Raw genomic sequence first — 18,202 nt, 5'->3', positions numbered from 1 at the left:
CGGAGGACAGGCGCTGGATGGTGGTGGCCAGCGAGCTGCCGCTGGTGCTCAGGTTACGCTGAGCATTCAACGACATCGTATTGGTGTTGATGACTTGTGCCATGAGGAGAGGTCCTTGAGCGGTTGCACGTGAGTTGGGTTAGACGCCCCCGACGTGCCCCGGGGGCGACTCATGTCAGCGCTGCAACAGGCTGAGCACGTTCTGCGGTACCTGGTTGGCCTGGGCCAGCATGGCCGTACCGGCCTGCTGCAGGATCTGGGTGCGGGTCAGTTCGGCGGTTTCCTTGGCGAAGTCGGTATCGCGGATGCGGCTGCGCGAGGCCGACAGGTTCTCCGAGGAGGTCTGCAGGTTGGCCACCACCGAGGTGAAGCGGTTCTGGATCGCGCCGAGGTCGGCGCGGACGCTGTTGACCGATTCCAGGGCCTTGTCGACGATCGACAGCGCCTTCTGTGCGCCTTCGGCGGTGGTGACGTTCAGGTCCTTGACGAAGCTGGCCGAGGCGCCGGTGAGCGTGCCGCCATTGGTGCTGCTCTCGGTCAGGCCGAGGCCGGCGATGGTCGCGGCGGTAGCGCCGGTCGGCGGGGTCGCGGCGCTGACGCCGAGGGTGAAGGTCTGGCCGTCCTTGACCGAAGCCAGGCTGATCACGCCGGCATTGACCGAGGCCATGACGCCGGTTTCGCCCAGCTTGTTGTTGATCGCGGCGGAGGTGGCCGAGGTGATCGACTCGCCTGCCTTCACGGTGAAGTCGTTGACGGTGATCGTGGTGGCGGTGCCGCCCGGCGGGGTCACCGAGATCTGCAGGCCGGAGTAGGTGGTGTCGGCGGTGGCCTTGTCGGTCGCCAGCGCGGTGCCGGTGTAGCCGTTGGCGAAGGACGCGGCGCCCAGCGAATCGGCCTTGGCGTTGACCACGCTGTTGATGGCGATGGCCTGGCCGGCGTTGGCACCAACCTGGAACAGCTGGCTGGTGAAGGAGCCGTCCAGCAGCTTGGTGCCGTTGAAGTCGGCCTGCTTGGCGACGCGGTCCACTTCCGAGACCAGCTGGGTCACTTCGGCCTGCAGGGCCTTGCGGTCGCTGGCCGAGTTGGTGGCGTTGGAGGACTGCACGGCCAGTTCGCGGATGCGCTGCAGGTTGTTGCCGACTTCGCTCAGCGAGCCTTCGGCGACCTGGGCCAGCGAGATGCCGTCGTTGGCGTTGCGGATGGCCACGTCCAGACCACGGATCTGGGTGGTGAAGCGCTCGCTGATGGCCAGGCCGGCCGCGTCGTCCTTCGCGCTGTTGATGCGCAGGCCGGACGAGAGGCGCTGGATGGTGGTGGCGAGCGAGCTGCCGCTGGTGCTCAGGTTGCGCTGAGCGTTGAGCGACATCGTATTGGTGTTGATTACCTGTGCCATGGGGTCGTCTCCTCTTATATGGAACCCGTTGGTGAATGAAACGAAGCGCCGCCTGTTTTTTTGTGTGGCTGTGTGCTTCGCTGTTGCCAAATGAATAACGGCGCTTTGTCAACAACCTTTAGCCGTGAATTCCGTTGCAGCTGCAATTCGGTGCCGGAGGCTGTTTTTCCGGGGTTTTCCGCCCGCAAGGGGCGTGAAGCTGGCTCCGGAAGGGGGCGGTCGGGCATGCCCAACCAGCGCTGATGAAGGTATCGGCGGGGCCCGGCCCGGCTTGATGGGCATTCACGGAAAATCCGCCGGATGCGGCCTGGCGTCGGCCTCGGCAGCGGTCCGCAGAAACGAAAAAGGCCGCGATGCAGGGCATCGCGGCCTTCAGGGTGACGCGGGGTGGGTGCGTCAGCGGATCTTGTTGAACAACGACATCGACTGCATCTGCGAGAAGATCGTCTGCGCCGCCTGCAGCGCCGTGCTCTGCAGCTGGTACTGGCTCAGCGCATCGGCATAGTCCAGGTCGCGCATCTGCGACAGCGTGGTTTTCAGCGTAACGCTGTTGGCTTCGCGCATGTCGGCGGCATTGTCCAGCGCCTTCAGCTGCGCACCGCCGGCCGCACGCGAGTCGATCATCCGCTCCGAGGCGCGGGCCACGTCGCGCAGCGCGCTCTGCAGCTCGTTCTGCTGCGCGCTCATCTTGGCGGTGGTGCCGGTGTCGGCGTCCAGCGCGGCGATCAGCTTGTCCATGGTGTCGAAGATGTCGCGGCTGGTCGCTGGCTTCACGTTGTAGCTGTCGCCCGCCGCAGGTGCACCGGTGATCTGCAGGCGCACGCCGTTCACTTCCACTTCGCTGCCCGCCTTGTAGGTGCCGGTACCGGTCACGTTGCCGCCCGCGTCGAGCACCTGGTACTGGTCGGCGGCGGTGAAGCGGATGCTGAACGATTGCCCGTTCCAGCTGTCGGTGCCGTCGCGGGTGATGTTGGTCAGCACCCCGGTGCCGGTGTTTCCGGCCGCGGCAGCGCCATCGACGAAGCCGTCGCCGGTGGGAATGCGCATGAAGATCTCGCTGCCGGGCAGGGAATCGCGCACATAGGTGTCCGGGCCGACCTCGATCTGGCGCTGGGTCTGGTCGCCACGGTAGACGACCTTGCCGTTGATCTTGGCAAACGGCGGGTCGCCGTCGTTGGTGCCACCGAACACATAACGGCCGGTGCCGTCGTCGGCATTGGCCAGCGACAGCAGGCCGTCGCGGATCTGGCTCAGCTCGGTGATCAGCGTCTTCTTGTCGGGTGCGCTCAAGGCCGGGTTGCTGGCCTGCAGGGTCAGATCGTTGACGCGCGCCATCAGGTCGTTGACCTGGGCCAGGGTGTTTTCCTGCACGCCCAGCCGGTTCTGCACGTTGCCGGCGTTGAGCTTCATCCGGTCCAGTGCAGCCAGGCTGCGGTCAAGGCCAACCGCGGCACCGGCGGCGACCGGGTCGTCCTTGGCGCTGACGATCTTGCTGCCGGTGGCGATCTGCTGTTCCAGGTGGCTGAGCTTGGCCTGCTTGGCCATCATCAGCGACACCGACTGGTTGAACATCATGCTGGTGGAGATGCGGGTGCTCATCGGCGCACGGCTCCCAGGATGGTCTGGAACATGCTGTCGGCGGTGGAGATCAGCTGCGAGGCGGCCTGGTAGGCCTGCTGCAGGCGCAGCATGTCGGCCGCTTCCTCGTCCAGGTTGACGCCGGATACTTCATCGCGCGCTTCCTGTGCCTTGTCATTGATCACCAGCTGCGCTTCCAGCGAGTACTCGGCCGAACGCGCTGCGGCACCGACCTGGGTGGTCAGGCCGCCCAGCGCGCCGTTGAGGGTTACCGTGCCGCTGTTGAAGGCTTTCGCGGCCTCCACCTTGGCCAGCCTGGACGCATTGCTGTTGTCCGAAGAGCCGGCCGGTGTCGGGGTGATGTTGAAGGTGTCGCCGACCTTCGGCGCACCGTCCAGCACGAAGCTCCAGCCATTGGCGCTGATGGTCTGGCCGGGGGTGTAGGTCTGCGGCGGTCCACCATCGATGGTGTAGGTGGTGGCCGAGGTGAACACGATCGCGGCCGGATTGCGCAGGTTGGCGTTGGTCGCGTCGCTGACGGCGACCCCGCTCAGCTTGCCAGTACCGGTGTTGGAGGTGGCGGCCGCGCCCTTCACCGCCGCAGCGGCGGCGATGCGCGACGGATCGGTGATCGCCACTTCCATGCTGCCGGCCACGCCCGCGGTGGGCTGCAGCAGGAATCGGTCGTTGGCGGCCGGAGTGCCACCGACCACCAGGCTGACGCCGTTGATCAGCAACGGATCGGCGGCGGTGCCGGTGCCGGTCAGCGGGATGTTGGCGCCGGTGTCGGCGCGGCTGGCCTTCCAGGTGCTGCCATCGAACTGCAGCACCACGTTCTGCGCGTCGAGCTTGCCGAGGTCGCCGTAGGTGGCGGTCAGGCTGGCACTGCCGGTGTTGGCGTTGTTGGCGGTGACGCGCGGATTGCCGATGTTGAAGAAGTCGCCGCCGAGCTGGCCATACAGGTCAACGCCCTGGTGGTGCACCTGGTTGAAGCTCTCGGCCAGGCCCACGGCCAGCTTGCCCAGTTCGGCCTGGGCGGGGGTCAGCACGGTGTCGCGGAACTCCAGCAGGCCGCCGATCTGGCCGCCGACCGCTTTGGGATCAAGGCGGATGGTGTTGCCCTGGGTCTCCAGTGCCAGCTGCAGGCGCTCGGGCTGGTAGGGATCGGCCACGGTGGTGACCTTGATCGCCGTGGTCCCCACCACCAGTGCGTTTCCGCCGGCGGTGTAGACGTTCATGATGCCGCCGTCCTGGATCACCGCGGTGCCACCGGTGTAGCCGATCAGCTGGGTGATCAGCTGGTCGCGGCGGTCGAGCAGGTCGGGCGCGGCAGTGGCGACGTTGGTGCCGATGGCGCCGTTGATCTGCGCGATCTCCTGCGCCAGGCGATTGACTTCGGTGGCCCCGGCCAGCAGCCCGTTGTTGACCTCGCTGTTGAGGTTGTTCAGCTGCGTATTGAGCTGCACGAAGCGGTTGGCCAGGGCCTTGCCGCCGTCGAGCATGTTCTGGCGGTCGGCGGTGCCGGCCGCATTCGAGGACAGGCCACTGACCGAGTCGAAGAACTTCGACCACACACCGGAGATATTGGTCGCCGGGTCGGAAATCAGCGAATTGACCCGGTCGGCCATGCCGGACAGCTGCTTCAGGCGTGCCAGCTCGCCGCTGCTGTCGAGCAGGCGCGAGATCGCCAGCTGGTCGGCGCTGCGGCGGATGTCGGCGATGCGGGTGCCGCTGCCGACGGTGCCGAAGCCGTAGTTCTGCGGATCAGCCGTGGCGAAGTTGACCTTCTGCCGGCTGTAGCCGGGGGTATTGAGGTTGGCCACGTTGTGGCTGGTGGTCGCCAACGCACGCTGGAAGGCGAGCAGGGCACCGGTACCGGTGGAAAGTACGCTGGACATGGGGTTCCTCAACGACGGGTGATACCCAGCGCCGCGGTCGCGGTGCTGGCGAAGGTCTGGCCAAGGCGAGAGCCGGCATCGGCGACGGCGCTGACGGCGCGCTCGATGGTCGGTCCGCCGGCGATCGCGGCGATCTTGGCTGCGTAGCGCGGGTCGGTTGCATAGCCGGCGCGCTGCAGGCCGCGGGCGAAGCCCTGCACGTCGGTACCGGCCTGCAGGGCCTGCTGGTAGCGCGGGCTGGTCTTCAGCAGGCGCACGTAGTCGGCGAAACTCTCGGCCGGCGAACTGTAGGCGCGGAAGCTGGCGGTCTCGTTGCGGCGCACGCCATCGACATACTCATGGGTGCCGGCCACGGCACGCTGGCCGTTCCAGCCATTGGCCTTGATGCCGAACAGGTTGTGCGAGGTACTGCCGTCGGCATGCTTGATGTGGCGCTTGCCCCAGCCGGTTTCCAGCGCGGCCTGGGCGACCAGGGCACGCGCATCCACGCCCAGTTCCTTGGCCGCGCTCTGTGCGTGCTGCCAGATGCTGGCCACGAAGCCTTCGGGCGTGTGCTCGCCGAGCTGGGCCACGGCGGTACGGGTGGCCAGCGCATCGGCCGGACTGACCGCGGTACCGCGGTTGCTTGCGGTCGCAGACCACTGGTCGCTGGTGGCGGCCCAGTCCTCGCCCTGCAGGCTGCCCATGTAGGGATCGTCGGTGCCCAGCGAGCGGTGCATGCTGCTGCTCTCGCGGCCGGCAATCAGGTCCAGCGCCTGCTCCATCGGTGCCACGGCTGCCTGCGCGCCGGAGTGGGCACCGGCCGCCATCTGCTGCAGCATGCGCACCGCCTGGCTGCCGTCCTCCAGTGGCAGCGACGGTGCCGGCCGGGCCGGTGCATTGAGCTGGTAGGCGCGGCTGGCCTTGGCCGGGTCCACGCGGGTGTCCAGCGCCGGGCCATCGGCGGCCTGGCCGGACAACTGGCGGCTGATCATCCCCGACAGGCCCAGGCCCTTGCCGCGGGTCATCGCCTCGGCAATCTTCTGGTCGTACATGTCGCGGAACATCTTGTTTTCGCCGGGGAACAGCGAGTCGCCAAAGCTGGCGTCGCGCATGCTCTTGACCAGCATCTGCGCGAACTGGCCTTCCAGCTGGCGCGCGACCTTGTCGATCTTGGCCGGATCGTTCTGTTGCGCCGGGTGCAGATCGAATGCGGGATTGATGCGCATGTCAGATCACCTCGAGTTCGGCACTCAGTGCGCCGGCCTGCTTCAGGGCTTCCAGGATCGCGATCAGGTCGCCCGGTGCCGCGCCCACGGCGTTCACCGCGTGCACGATCTCATCCAGGGTGGTGCCGCCGCTGAACTTGAACATGCGGCTGCCGTCATTGGTGGCGGTGATGGTCGACTGCGGGCTGGCCACGGTACGGCCGCCGGACAGCGCGTTGGGCTGGCTGACGTTGGTGTTCTCCTGGATGGTCACGGTCAGCGAACCATGCGAGATCGCGGCCGGGCCGACCCGCACCTGCTGGCCGATGACCACGGTGCCGGTACGCGAATTGACCACCACCTTGGCCGGGGCGCTGCCCGGGGTCAGTTCCAGGTTCTCGATGCGCGCGAGCAGGCCGATGCGCGCGCCGGGATCGGTCGGTGCGGTGACCGCTACGGTCACGCCATCGACCGCGCGTGCCGCGCCTTCGCCGAACGCGTTGTTGAGCGCGGCGACCATGCGCGAGACCGTGGTGAAATCGTTGTTGTGCAGGTTCAGGGTGATGTCGCCACCGTTGGCCAGCGGATCGGGCAGGGCGCGTTCAACGGTGGCACCGTTTGGGATGCGGCCGACGCTGGGTACGTTGACCGAGACGCGGGAGCCGTCCTTGCCCTGCGCACCGAAGCCGCCGACGATCAGGTTGCCCTGCGCGATCGCGTAGATCTGGCCATCGGCACCGCGCAGCGGCGCCATCAGCAGCGAGCCGCCGCGCAGCGAGACGGCGTTGCCGATCGAGGACACGGTGATGTCGATCGGCTGGCCGGGCTTGGCGAACGGCGGCAGTTCGGCGTGGATCGCTACCGCCGCCACGTTCTTCAGCTGCGGGTTGACGTTGGGGGGCACGTTGACGCCGAGCTCGCCGAGCAGGTTCTTCAGGCTCTGCACGGTGAACGGCGCCTGGCTGGTACGGTCGCCGCTGCCATCCAGGCCGACCACCAGGCCGTAGCCGACCAGGGCATTGCCACGCACGCCGCCCACCTGGGCCAGGTCCTTGATGCGCTCGGCGCTGGCAGGCAGTGCCACCAGCAGCAGCACCAGGGCGTAGAAGGATGCCGCGCGACGCTGCAGGAAATGTCGGAATGAAATCTTCATGGCCATACTCAGAACGGCGTCAGGCCGGAGTTGAAGAAGCGGCTCAGCCAGCCCATCGCGTTGGACTGCGCGACCGGGCCGCGACCGCCGTAGACGATGCGGGCTTCGGCCACGCGGCTGGACGGAATGGTGTTGTCCTGGCTGATGTCGCCCGGACGGACGATGCCCTGCACCTGGACCAGCTCGTCGCCCTGGTTCAGGCGCAGGTTCTTCTGCCCCTGCACGACCAGGTTGCCGTTGGGCAGGCGCTGCACCACGGTGACCGTGACGCTGCCCTGCAGGCGGTTGCTCTGCGCGCTGTTGCCCTTGCCGGTGAAATCACGCTTGCCGGCCGCGGTGGCGCTGAGGATGTCCTTGCCGCCGAGGGTGACCGGTGCACCGAGGATGGACGGCGTGCCCAGGCTCAGGTTCGATTCCTTGTTGGTGGCGGTGTTGGCACTGGTCTGCGCGGTGGTGTTCTCCAGCAGCGTGATGGTCAGCAGATCGCCGACGTCGCGGGCGCGACGGTCGGAGTACAGCTGCAGGGTCGGGCCCGCGGCGTAGATCGCGCCGGCGGTCGGCTCGCCCTGCGGCGGCATGATCGGCTGGATCGGGGCCATCGCCGGGTAAGGGCGCACGTCGCCCGCGATCACGCAGCCACCGAGCAGGGCGACCACGGCGCAGGCGAGGGCAGTGCGGGTGAAGTTGGAAATGGGCGACATGGCGGTTTCCCGGTTTGGCCGGTCAGAGCTTGTTGTTGAGGTAGCCGAGCATCGAATCGGTGGTGGAGATCGCCTTGGCATTCATTTCGTAGGCGCGCTGGGTTTCGATCATCGACACCAGCTCTTCCACCACGTTGACGTTGCTGCCTTCCAGAGCACCCTGCACCACGGTGCCGAGGCCGTTGAGGCCGGGGTTGCCGTTCTGTGCCGGGCCGGAGGCGGTGGTTTCCAGGAACAGGTTCTCGCCACGCGCCTGCAGGCCGGCCGGATTGACGAAATCGGTCAGGGTCAGCGCGCCGACTTCCACCGAGGCGGCGCCGTCGGCCATCTTCACGCTGATGGTGCCGTCGGTACCGATGGTGACCGACTGCGCACCTTCGGGAATCTGGATGCCCGGCTGTACCGGATAGCCGCTGTTGGTGACCAGCTCGCTGTCCTGGTTGATCTTGAACGAGCCGTCACGGGTGTAGGCCGAGCTGCCATCGGGCATCTGCACTTCGAAGAAGCCGCGGCCATTGACCATTACGTCGAGCGCGCGCCCGGTCTGCTGCTGGCCACCCTGCTCGAAGTTCTTGGCGGTGGCGACCACGCGCACGCCGGTGCCCAGCTGCAGGCCGGTCGGCAGTTGTGTCTGCGCCGACGAGGAGCCGCCGGGCTGGCGCACCTGCTGGTACAGCAGGTCCTCGAAGCTGGCACGGTCCTGCTTGAAGCCGGTGGTGTTGGTGTTGGCGAGGTTGTTGGAAACCACCGACATGCGCATCTGCTGCGCATCCAGTCCGGTTTTCGCGATCCACAATGCCTGGTTCATCTTCGGTGTCCTGTCTGCTGGAGCCGGCCGCGTGATGCGGCCCTTGGTAATCGGTGTGCAAGCGGTGTGCCAGCACCGCCGTCAGGCGGTGCCGGAATTCCGTCAGCTGCCCAGGCGCAGCAGGCTGTTGGCGCTGCGTGCGTTGTCGTCGCCGTGCTTGATCACCTGCACCTGCATTTCGTACTGGCGCTGCAGCTGGATCATCTGCACCAGCGCGCCGGCGGCATCCACGTTGCTGCCTTCCAGCTGGCCGCTGTGCACGGCGGTGCCCTGTGCCGGTGCGAACGGCTGGCGCGGATCGGTGTTGCGGAACAGGCCGTCGAGGCCGCGCTGGAGGCGCTCGTCCGGTGCCTGCACCACCTTGATCCGGCCGATCTGGGCCATGGTCTGCGGGCCTTCGCCCTGCGGGATGATCGAGATCGTGCCGTCGGCCCCGATCTCCATCGCCTGGTAGGGCGGAATGGCGATCGGGTTGTTGTTGTCGTCCAGCACCGGGCGGCCGCTGGAGGTCACCAGCTGGCCGTTCGGGGTGACCGACAACGCTGCGCCACGCGTGTACGCTTCGCTGCCGTCGCTGGACTGCACCGCCAGCCAGGTGCCGGTCTGCAGCGACAGGTCCAGCGGCTTGCCGGTGATGTGCTGCGAGCCGGGCGTGCGGTTGAAGCCGGCGTCGACGTGCAGCGCATCCACCCGCGAGGCAAAGCCCGGGCCCCGGACCGGGAAGGCTTCGGTGTTGGCCAGCGCTTCCTTGAAGCCGGGGGTGTCCGAGTTGGCGAGGTTGTGGCTGAGCGTTCCTTGCGCCTGCAGGGAGGCGCGGGCACCGGTCATCGCCACGTAGAGGGCTTTATCCATGCGGGTAGTTCCGTGACAGGGTCAGCAGCTCATCAACGGATGTTGATGACGGTCTGGGTGATCTGGTCCTGGGTGGTGATCATCTGCGCGTTGGCCTGGAAGTTGCGCTGCGCGGTGATCATGTTGACCAGCTGCTCGGTGAGGTCGACGGTGGACGCTTCCAGCGAGCCGGCCTGGATCTTGCCGAGGTTGGAGGTGTCCGGCATGCCGGTGCGCGGCGTGCCCGAGCTGAAGGTATCCACCCACAGGTTGTTGCCCTTCGATTCCAGGCCCTGCGGATTGTTGAAGGTGGTCAGCGCGACCTGGCCCAGCGGCTTGTCGGCACCGTTGGAGTAGCGGGCGTACACCACGCCGGTCTCCGACACGGTGATCTCGTTGAGCTTGCCGGCGGCATAGCCGTCCTGCTGGGTGTTGCGCAGCGCGAACTTCTCGCCGTACTGGGTCGAACCGGTGATATCCAGCGTCATGTTCAGCTGGCCGGCACCGGTGGTCGGAGTGAAGGTGCCAAGGCTGATCTTGCCGGTCGCCGGTGCAACCAGCTTGCCGCTGTTGTCGAAGGTGACCGGGGTCGGCGTGCCGGCCGGCTGGCCGTCCACATAGTTGCGCACGGTCCACTCGTTGGGATTGGCACCCTTCACGAAGTACGAGACCTGGATGTGGCTCACGCCCAGAGAGTCGTACACGGTGATGCCACCGCTGGAGTGGTTGTAGCTGTTGGAATCGGTCGGGTCGAACGTGGTGACGGTCGGCGGCTTGGCGTTGGCCGGCAGGGTGAAGCCGACCTTCACTTCACTGGTCTGCTTCGGCGGGCTGTCGGTGGTCAGCAGCTGCAGGTCGACGATGCGGCCCGAGTCGAAGTTGGTGCCATCGGCATTCGGCGCGAACACCTGCAGGCGTGCACCCTGCGGATTGACCACAAAGCCGGACGCATCGGTCTGGAAGTTGCCGGCGCGCGAGTACACGCGGGTGCCGTTCATGTTCATGGTGAAGAAGCCTTCACCGGAAATGGCCATGTCCAGGCTGCGGCCGGTCTGTTCGTTGTGGCCCTGCTTGAACTGCTGGGCAACGTTGGAGACGCGCACGCCCGAACCGACCGCGTTCTTCGACAGGCCGTAGCCGGTGGCCGAGAACAGGTCGGCGAACTCGGCGCGCGATTCCTTGAAGCCGGTGGTGTTGACGTTGGCGACGTTGTTGGCAGTGACGCTCAGGTCGGAGTTGGCGGCATTGATGCCGGACAGCGAGACATTGAAGCCCATGGGATGCTCCTGGTAAGTGCGGGGTGTGCGGCTCAGCTGATGCGGAGCACGTAGTCGATCGGGGCCGTGCCCAGGCCCTTGAGGTTCAGGTACAGGCCGTCGGACCCGACGGTCACGCTTTCCACCGGTGCCTGCACGAAGGTGGACAGCTTGGTGCTCTTGCCGGCGGTGTCGACATGGTTGGCGACGATGGTGTACTTGCCCGGCTCCATGCGCTTGCCGTTGGCATCCTTGCCATCCCACTTGAAGGCGGTCTCGCCGGCGGCCTTGGCTTCCACGCTCAGCGAGGTGACCTTGGCGCCGGTGGCATCGGTGATGTCGACGGTGACGATGCCGGCCGAAGGTGCGGCCACGGTGCCCTCGACGCTGCCTTCCTTCTCAAGCACCAGCTTTTCCGACGGCACCAGCACCTGGTGGCCGACCAGTGCCGCGCCACGCAGCACCTGGTCGCTGGCCATCGATTCCTGGAAGCCCTTCACCGTCTTGTTCAGATCGGTGATGCCCTGCACGGTGGACATCTGCGCCATCTGCGCGACCATCTGCGTGTTGTCCATCGGCTTCAGCGGATCCTGGTGCTGCAGCTGCTCGGTCATCAGGCGCAGGAAGTCGGCCTGGTCCAGCGTGTTCTTCTTCTTGGTGGCGTTGCTGTTGGGGGCGTTCAGGCCGAGCGCGGCGTAGACGTCCTGGTTGGTCTGGTTGTTGACGGCGGTGGTCATGGCGGTATCCGGTACTGCGGGCCTCAGCGGCCCATGGTCAGGGTGGCCAGGGCCAGTTCCTTGGCGGTGGTCAACATCTCCACGCCGGCCTGGTAATTGCGCGAGGTCGAGATCAGGTTGACCATCTGCGCCACCGGATCGACGTCGGGCTGGTAGATGTAGCCATCGGCGTCGGCCAGCGGATGGCCGGGTTCGTAACGCTTGATCGGCGCCGCATCGCTCTGGGTGATTTCCTTGACCTTCACCGAGGTGATGTTCGGATCGTTCTTGCTGGTGACGGCCTGGAAGATCGGCTCCAGCGGCTTGTACACCGCGTCGGCGGAGCCGGCGACGGTGTCGGCATTGGAGAGGTTGGAGGCGATGGTGCTCATGCGCACCGACTGCGCCTGCAGCGCGGAGCCGGCGATATCGAAGATCGGCAGGTTGCTCATGGCTTATTGCCCCGTGATCGCGGTCAGCATGGAACGCACCTTGCTCTCGACGAAGCTGAGCGAGGCGCGGTACTCGAGCGCGGCACGGCCGTAGGCGGCACGCTCGGCGTCGGGGTCGACGGTGTTGCCGTCCAGGCTGGGCTGCACGCCTTCGCGCGCGATCTGGAACGGATTCAGGCCACTACTGATTTCGTAGTGCTGCTCGTGGGTGGTGGCCATCAGGCCATTGGCATCCTGCCCCTGGGCGTGGCGCAGGGCGGCATCGAAGTCCAGGTCCTGGGCCTTGTAGCCGGGAGTGTCGGCATTGCCGAGGTTGCTGGCGATCAGCTTCATCCGCTGTTCGCGCAACGGCATGGCCTGGGCATGGACGCCCAGGTAGTCGGTAATCAGGTTGCGCACGGTGCACTCCCACGGGAACGTTGCCCGGGAAGCTGCAAGCGGTGTGCCAAACGCGTTGGGGTAGTGCCGGCCGCTGGCCGGCAACCGCAGACAATCCGGGGAGCCGGCCAGCGGTCGGCACTACCGGGTCAGGGGCCCTCAGGCCGCCATGGCGACCTTGCGCAGGCGGTCCAGCACGAAGTCGGCCAGTTCGTGCGGCGAGTACTTGGCGACGAAGGCATTGGCGCCCACCCGCTCGACCATCGCATTGTTGAACACGCCCGACAGCGAGGTGTGCAGCAGCACGTACAGGCCGGCCAGGCCCGGGTGGCGCCGGATTTCCGTCGTCAGCGTGTAGCCGTCCATGGCCGGCATCTCGATGTCCGAGATGACCATGGCATAGCGGTCGGCCGGGTTCTCGCCCGAGGCGTGGATCTGCAGCAGGTGGTCCAGCGCCTGCTTGCCGTCGGAAAGCAGGGTGGCGCCCACCCCGAGCTGGTCCAGCACGCTGCGGATCTGCTGGCGGGCCACGCGCGAGTCGTCCACCACCAGCACCTGCAGCTGCGGGCCGTCGCTGGGCATCGCCATCGCCGGGTCAAGCACCGCTTCGCCGCGGACCTGGGCGATGTCGGCCAGCACGCTTTCGACGTCGATCACCTGGATCAGTTCGCCCTGGAAGCGGGTCACCGCGGTCAGGTAGCTCGATTCAGCGCCCAGTTCCGGTGGCGGATGGATGTCTTCCACCGCGATGTTGACGATGCGCTCAACGCCGCTGACCAGGAAACCCTGGATCGAGCGGTTGAACTCGGTGACCACCAGGTAGCCGGGGGAGGTGTCGGCATCCGGTTCACGTTCGGGATGGCCGATCGCCAGACCGAGGTCGAGCACCGGCACCGAGCGGCCACGGACGTCGGCCACGCCGGAGAACTGGCTGGGCAGCCCGGGTACCTGGAACAGCTCCGGGCGCCGCAGGACTTCCTGCACCTTGAAGACATTGACGCCAAAAAGCTGACGTCCGCCGAGACGGAACAGCAGCAGCGCCAGGCGGTTGTGGCCGGCCAGTCGGGTCCGCTGGTCGATCCGGTTGAGCAGGTCATGGGACATGGCTGCTGTATCGGCGGGTCGGTGGCGGAACTTGAGGGTGGCGTGGCGCCCCGCGTGCGCCATATCCCGTCCATAGCGCCGAGCCATGCCCGGCGGGCGGTTTGGAGAGGCGCCCTCGAGCGCGGACGCGATGCGGTCCTCTGGCACGCCCCTTGCACGCTGCTGGGCCAGATCCCATCGACAGGAGGCGCCATGCGCCGGGTCACATCCTTCTTCGCCCTGGCACTGGTGCTGGCCTCGCCGTGGGCAATCGCCGCCGACTGGCAGCCGGTGGCCAGCATCCGCGCCGCGGCGTTGTCGACGCTGCCGGCCGGCAGCGAGGGCGACGCCCAGGTGGCCGACGCACTGCGCCTGCCCAGGTGTGGGGGCGCGCTGCAGGTGCAGCCCACCGCCAACACCACGGTGGAAGTCAGTTGCCCCGATGCAGGTGGCTGGCGCCTGTTCGTGCCGGTAAAGGTGCGGCGCAACCAGACCGTGCTGGTGCTGAACCGTGGAATCGGCACTGGAGAAACCATCGGTGCCGCCGATATCACTACTGCCCAGCGTGATGCTGCCCGGATCGCCGGTGCGGTGCTGGCCGATCCCAATGCGGCGATCGGCCGCATCGCCCGCCGTCCACTGCAGGCCGGGGCCCTGCTGTCGAGCAATGACCTGGTGGTCCAGCGTCTCATCAGGCGAGGAGACAATGTCGCCCTGGTCTCGCGCCGCGGTTCGGTCGAGGTCCGCATCGCCGGTCGTGCGATGGGTGATGCCGGTGAGAATGAACGGGTCTCGGTGGAGAACCTGTCCTCGCGGCGGATCGTGCAGGGCACGGTCGATGCCGCAGGTGACGTAATCGTGGCGCGTTGAATTACTGCAAGATATCCCTAAAGATCACGGCCCTGCGGCCGTTATCCCTTGTGAACGGCAACTCCAGGACACCACATGAGCCAGAAAATCGACGGCAACCTGCAGGTCCCCCAGGCACTGCGCAGCGTGACGACCCCGGCCAGCAAGCCCGGCGTCAGCAGCAATTCGCCGGCGCGCCCGGTCGAGGCCGCCGACAGCCTGCGCCTGACCGGCGAGGCCACCAATCTGCAGGCCATCGAGCGTGAGCTGACCACCGCCCCGGCGATCGACGCCCAGCGCGTGGCCGCCGTGCGCGAGTCGCTGCAGAACGGCACCTACAAGATCAATCCGGACGCGATCGCTTCGCGCATGCTCGAGCTGGACCAGCAGCTGCACGGATGACCGCGGCGATGAGCGAGCCGCTGCAGCGCCTTGCCCAGGCCCTGGACGTTGAACGCCAGGCCCTGGTCGAGCACGACGTGCACGCCCTGATCCGGGCAACCGGGGCCAAGCTGGAGGCGCTGCGTGCGCTGGAAGGCGCGCCGCCGGTCGGGGAGGGCGAACGGCTGCAGGAACTGGCCGAGCGCAACCGCGCCAACGGCGTGCTGCTGTCGCGGCGCCGCCGTGAGGTGAACTGGGCACTGCGCCAGCTGGGCCGTACCGAGGACGCCTCGGCGTATGACGCCAAGGGCCAGTCGCACACGGTCACGGCACGCCGCCCACTCGCCATCGCCTGACGCGACGGCGATCGCACAACCTGTTTGCGCGGGCTGAAGCCCGCTGCGTGACCGCGTATATTGGGCGCCTGTTCGAATGCCCCGAGTCGCCGTGTCCGCTGCCAACGCCCTGGTTACCGCCCCCCTTCCGCCGCAGCCGGTGCTGCAGGCGCTGCTCGAGCGCCTGCGCGAAGGGCTGCTGCTGTTCACCGAAGACGGGCAGGTCGCCCTGGCCAATCCGGCTGCGCAGAACCTGCTGGCCAGCGGAGACGACGCTGCGCTGCCGCCTCCGCAGCGGCTGCGCGAGCTGCTGCCCCCCGACGCGCTGGAGCAGGCACGCCAGCATGGCCAATGGAACGGCAGCCTGCCATTGGGCGAGGGCGTGGTGATCGCCCATCTCTACCACCATGGCCCGGTGGGTGAGGGACATTTCCTGGCGCTGTTCCGCCACATCGAAGGGCAGGAAGACTACGAACGCGAACTGCAGCAGCGCCATGCCGAGCTGCGCCAGGCCTACCTGCGCCTCAACGGCACCCAGGAGAAGCTGCTGCAGTCCGAGAAGATGGCATCCATCGGCCAGCTCGCCGCCGGCGTCGCGCACGAGATCAACAATCCGATCGGCTACGTGCACTCCAACCTGGGCAGCCTGCAGGAATACCTGCGCAGCCTGTTCACCGTCATCGAGGCCTACGAGCGCGCCCTGCGTGCGCCGGACCCGAAGGCCTTGATTCCGGAAATCGACGATATCCGTGACCGCCTGGACATCGATTTCATCAGCCGCGACCTGCCGCAGCTGATGGCCGAATCACGCGAGGGCATCGAGCGGGTGACCCGCATCGTGCGCGACCTGAAGGATTTCTCCTATTCCGGCCGTGACGAATCGTGGAAGCTGGTCGATCTGCACGCGGGCCTGGAATCGACCATCAACATCATCTGGAACGAGCTCAAGTACAAGGTCACCCTGGTGCGCGAGTTCGGCCAGCTGCCGCTGGTGGAGTGCCTGCCGTCGGAGTTGAACCAGGTCTACATGAACCTGCTGCTCAACGCCGGCCACGCCATTGCCGAGCGCGGCACCATCACCGTGCGCACCGGCGTTGACGGCGATCAGGTGTGGGTCGAGTTCGAAGACACCGGCGGCGGCATTTCGCCGGAACTGCGCCAGCGCATCTTCGATCCGTTCTTCACCACCAAGCCGGTGGGCAGCGGCACCGGCCTGGGCCTGTCGATCTCCTACAGCATCATCAACAAGCACCACGGCCGCATCGATCTGGACAGCACCCCGGGCGTCGGTTCGCGTTTCCGCGTGGTGTTGCCGGTGAAGCAGCCGCGCTGAGCGGCGCGTGTAGTGCCGGCCGCTGGCCGGCAACCCCAGAGCCGCACACCCCAGGGCAGCCGGCCAGCGGCCGGCTCTACCGGGCGGGGGCATCAGCGCAGCGGCGGGCGTTCCTCGCCTCCGTCTGCCGATTCGGCCGGTACCGGCCCGGCGTTGCTGCGGCGCTGCTCCTCGTAGGTGCGGAACGCCTGGTGGATGTGCTTGCGCAGTTCGTCGTCGTTCCACGGCTTGGTCAGGAAGCGATAGATCGCGCCGCGGTTGATCGCGTCGGTCACCGTGTTCAGATCGGTGTAGCCGGACAGCACCAGCCGGATCGTGTCCGGGTACAGCATCTTCACCCGGCCGAGGAACTCGGTGCCGCTCATGTCGCTCATGCGCTGGTCGGACAGGATCACCTGCACGTCGTTGATCGCCAGCAGGTCGAACGCATCGCGCACGTTGCCGGCGGCCAGGATGCGGTAGCCGTCGCGGCGGAACAGGCGCACCAGCGAGCGCAGCACATTCTCCTCGTCGTCCAGCAGCAGCAGGGTACGGTCCGGGCGGGTCTCGGCGAAGGCCTCCGGGCGCAGGTAGCGTCGGCGCAGGGTCATGCCGGCGGCGTCGGCCGACATCGGTTCGCCGAACAGGTAGCCCTGGAATACATCGCAGTCGTTGCGGCGCAGGAAGCCCAGCTGTGCCTGCGATTCCACGCCGTTGGCGATCACCGTCATGCCCAGCTGGTGGCCCATCGCGATGATCGCGCGGGCGATGGCCGCCTCGCGGTTGCCGGCCGGCGCGCTCTTGATGAAGCTGCGGTCGATCTTCAGCTTGTCCACCGGGTAGCGCACCAGCGCGCTGAGGCTGGAGTCGCCGGTACCGAAGTTGTCCAGGCTCAGGCTGATGCCTTCGTTGCGCAGGTTGGCCAGTGTCTCGTGCACGAAGTTGACGTTGTTGGTCAGCGCGCTCTCGTTGATTTCCAGCGTCAGCATCTGCGCCGGCACGCCGGCCGCCTGCAGCAGCGACATCACTTCGGCGAAGAAGTTCGGCCGCAGCAGCTGCAGGGTGGAGACGTTGACCGCGATGGTGAAGTCATCGAAGCCCTGGTCGCGCCACAGGCGCGCCTGCTTCAAGGCGCCCTCCAGCACCCAGGTGCCGATCTGCACGATGATGCCGAGGCGCTCGGCGGTGCGCATGAAGCGCTCCGGCACCAGCATGCCCAGCGTCGGCGACTGCCAGCGCAGCAGCGCCTCCATGCCGACCACGTGGCCGTCGCGGGCGCTGACCAGTGGCTGGTAGCGCAGTTTCAGCTCGCCATTGGGAATCGCATCGACGATCTGGCGGGCGATGATGCTCTCGCTGTGCGCGCTCGGCGGCGTATCCACCGCATGGATGCGCACCGCGTTGCCGCCTTCGCGTGCGGCCTGGTACAGGGCGTCCTCGGCATGGTCGAGCAGGCGCGAGGTGCTGCTGGCATGCTCCGGGCACAGGCTCACGCCCAGCTTGCCGGTCATGAACAGGGTGTACGGCAGCACCGACAGCGGCAGCTCCATCTGCTGGCGGATCTCCTCGGCGAAGTCTTCCGGCAGCGGCACATCGGCGGTGCGCGGCACTGCGATCAGGAATTCGTCACTGCCGTGGCGCCACAGTTTGCCGCGCCCGCGCAGGTAGGACTGCAGCCGCTGCGCCACCAGGACCAGCGCCTGGTCGCCGACTTCGGCGCTCATGTTTTCGTTGACCGAGGCGAAGTGGTCGATGTCCACGTGCATCAGCATCAGCGCGGTGCCGCCCGAGGCCGCTTCGGAGACCATCGCCTGCAACTCGGGGTTGCCGGCGCCGAGGCGGTCGGGTGCATCGTCGATGCTGACCGGGGGCAGGTTGGGATTCCACATAG

General features: G+C 67.1%; 18 protein-coding genes. 4 read left to right on the top strand and 14 right to left on the bottom strand.

Annotation, left to right across the window (positions count from 1 at the left end; translation table 11 throughout):
• Positions 1-175 precede the first annotated feature (175 nt).
• From Q0P60_RS19285 to Q0P60_RS19225, 13 genes are all read right to left on the bottom strand, one after another.
• Positions 176-1,393 (bottom strand): flagellin, encoded by a 1,218-nt coding sequence (locus tag Q0P60_RS19285; protein WP_294997170.1) that lies wholly within the window; start codon positions 1,391-1,393, stop codon positions 176-178.
• A 396-nt stretch (positions 1,394-1,789) separates the two neighbouring features.
• Complete coding sequence (gene flgL / locus Q0P60_RS19280) at positions 1,790-2,992, bottom strand: flagellar hook-associated protein FlgL (protein ID WP_294997168.1); 1,203 nt, start codon at positions 2,990-2,992, stop codon at positions 1,790-1,792.
• Positions 2,989-4,869, bottom strand: a complete 1,881-nt coding sequence (gene flgK / locus Q0P60_RS19275) for a flagellar hook-associated protein FlgK (RefSeq protein WP_294997166.1) — start codon at positions 4,867-4,869, stop codon at positions 2,989-2,991. Before flgK ends, flgL begins: the two co-directional genes overlap by 4 nt.
• An 8-nt stretch (positions 4,870-4,877) precedes the next feature.
• The gene (flgJ, locus tag Q0P60_RS19270; RefSeq protein WP_294997164.1) at positions 4,878-6,077 is read right to left on the bottom strand and encodes a flagellar assembly peptidoglycan hydrolase FlgJ; all 1,200 of its coding nucleotides are present in this window, start codon (positions 6,075-6,077) and stop codon (positions 4,878-4,880) included.
• Position 6,078: 1 nt separating this feature from the next.
• Entirely contained in the window at positions 6,079-7,215 is a 1,137-nt protein-coding gene (locus Q0P60_RS19265) for a flagellar basal body P-ring protein FlgI (RefSeq protein ID WP_294997162.1), read from the bottom strand.
• A 2-nt stretch (positions 7,216-7,217) separates the two neighbouring features.
• Positions 7,218-7,910 (bottom strand): flagellar basal body L-ring protein FlgH, encoded by a 693-nt coding sequence (gene flgH, locus Q0P60_RS19260; protein WP_294997160.1) that lies wholly within the window; start codon positions 7,908-7,910, stop codon positions 7,218-7,220.
• A gap of 22 nt (positions 7,911-7,932) precedes the next feature.
• Complete coding sequence (flgG, locus tag Q0P60_RS19255) at positions 7,933-8,718, bottom strand: flagellar basal-body rod protein FlgG (protein WP_005409571.1); 786 nt, start codon at positions 8,716-8,718, stop codon at positions 7,933-7,935.
• A gap of 102 nt (positions 8,719-8,820) precedes the next feature.
• Positions 8,821-9,570, bottom strand: coding sequence for a flagellar basal body rod protein FlgF (locus Q0P60_RS19250; protein WP_294997158.1), 750 nt, complete (start codon positions 9,568-9,570; stop codon positions 8,821-8,823).
• Positions 9,571-9,602: 32 nt separating this feature from the next.
• On the bottom strand, positions 9,603-10,826 hold the full coding sequence (flgE, locus tag Q0P60_RS19245) for a flagellar hook protein FlgE (protein ID WP_294997156.1): 1,224 nt from the start codon (positions 10,824-10,826) through the stop codon (positions 9,603-9,605).
• Positions 10,827-10,858: 32 nt separating this feature from the next.
• On the bottom strand, positions 10,859-11,542 hold the full coding sequence (locus Q0P60_RS19240; RefSeq protein WP_294997155.1) for a flagellar hook capping FlgD N-terminal domain-containing protein: 684 nt from the start codon (positions 11,540-11,542) through the stop codon (positions 10,859-10,861).
• A 23-nt stretch (positions 11,543-11,565) separates the two neighbouring features.
• A complete protein-coding gene (gene flgC, locus Q0P60_RS19235; RefSeq protein WP_033835497.1) occupies positions 11,566-11,973 on the bottom strand; it encodes a flagellar basal body rod protein FlgC in 408 nt (135 codons plus the stop codon).
• 3 nt (positions 11,974-11,976) lie between these two features.
• Positions 11,977-12,372 (bottom strand): flagellar basal body rod protein FlgB, encoded by a 396-nt coding sequence (flgB, locus tag Q0P60_RS19230; RefSeq protein ID WP_005409576.1) that lies wholly within the window; start codon positions 12,370-12,372, stop codon positions 11,977-11,979.
• 138 nt (positions 12,373-12,510) lie between these two features.
• Positions 12,511-13,455, bottom strand: a complete 945-nt coding sequence (locus tag Q0P60_RS19225; RefSeq protein WP_294997151.1) for a chemotaxis protein — start codon at positions 13,453-13,455, stop codon at positions 12,511-12,513.
• Between the two features lie 192 nt (positions 13,456-13,647).
• Here Q0P60_RS19225 and flgA point away from each other — a divergent pair, with 192 nt between their 5' ends.
• The 4 genes from flgA to Q0P60_RS19205 all read left to right on the top strand — a co-directional run bounded on the left by flgA (position 13,648) and on the right by Q0P60_RS19205 (position 16,332).
• Positions 13,648-14,304, top strand: a complete 657-nt coding sequence (gene flgA / locus Q0P60_RS19220) for a flagellar basal body P-ring formation chaperone FlgA (RefSeq protein WP_294997149.1) — start codon at positions 13,648-13,650, stop codon at positions 14,302-14,304.
• 75 nt (positions 14,305-14,379) lie between these two features.
• Positions 14,380-14,685, top strand: coding sequence for a flagellar biosynthesis anti-sigma factor FlgM (gene flgM, locus Q0P60_RS19215; protein WP_294997147.1), 306 nt, complete (start codon positions 14,380-14,382; stop codon positions 14,683-14,685).
• Complete coding sequence (locus tag Q0P60_RS19210) at positions 14,682-15,020, top strand: flagellar protein FlgN (RefSeq protein ID WP_294997145.1); 339 nt, start codon at positions 14,682-14,684, stop codon at positions 15,018-15,020. The genes flgM and Q0P60_RS19210 overlap by 4 nt, the downstream gene beginning before the upstream one ends.
• 91 nt (positions 15,021-15,111) lie before the next feature.
• Complete coding sequence (locus tag Q0P60_RS19205) at positions 15,112-16,332, top strand: ATP-binding protein (protein ID WP_294997143.1); 1,221 nt, start codon at positions 15,112-15,114, stop codon at positions 16,330-16,332.
• 92 nt (positions 16,333-16,424) lie between these two features.
• Here the strand turns inward: Q0P60_RS19205 and Q0P60_RS19200 are convergent, their stop codons facing one another.
• Entirely contained in the window at positions 16,425-18,200 is a 1,776-nt protein-coding gene (locus Q0P60_RS19200; RefSeq protein ID WP_294997141.1) for an EAL domain-containing protein, read from the bottom strand.
• Positions 18,201-18,202: the final 2 nt, after the last annotated feature.

Origin of the sequence: uncultured Stenotrophomonas sp. (assembly GCF_945952405.1) — a bacterium.
GTDB lineage: Bacteria > Pseudomonadota > Gammaproteobacteria > Xanthomonadales > Xanthomonadaceae > Stenotrophomonas.
This window is presented reverse-complemented; position numbering and strand designations above follow the sequence as displayed.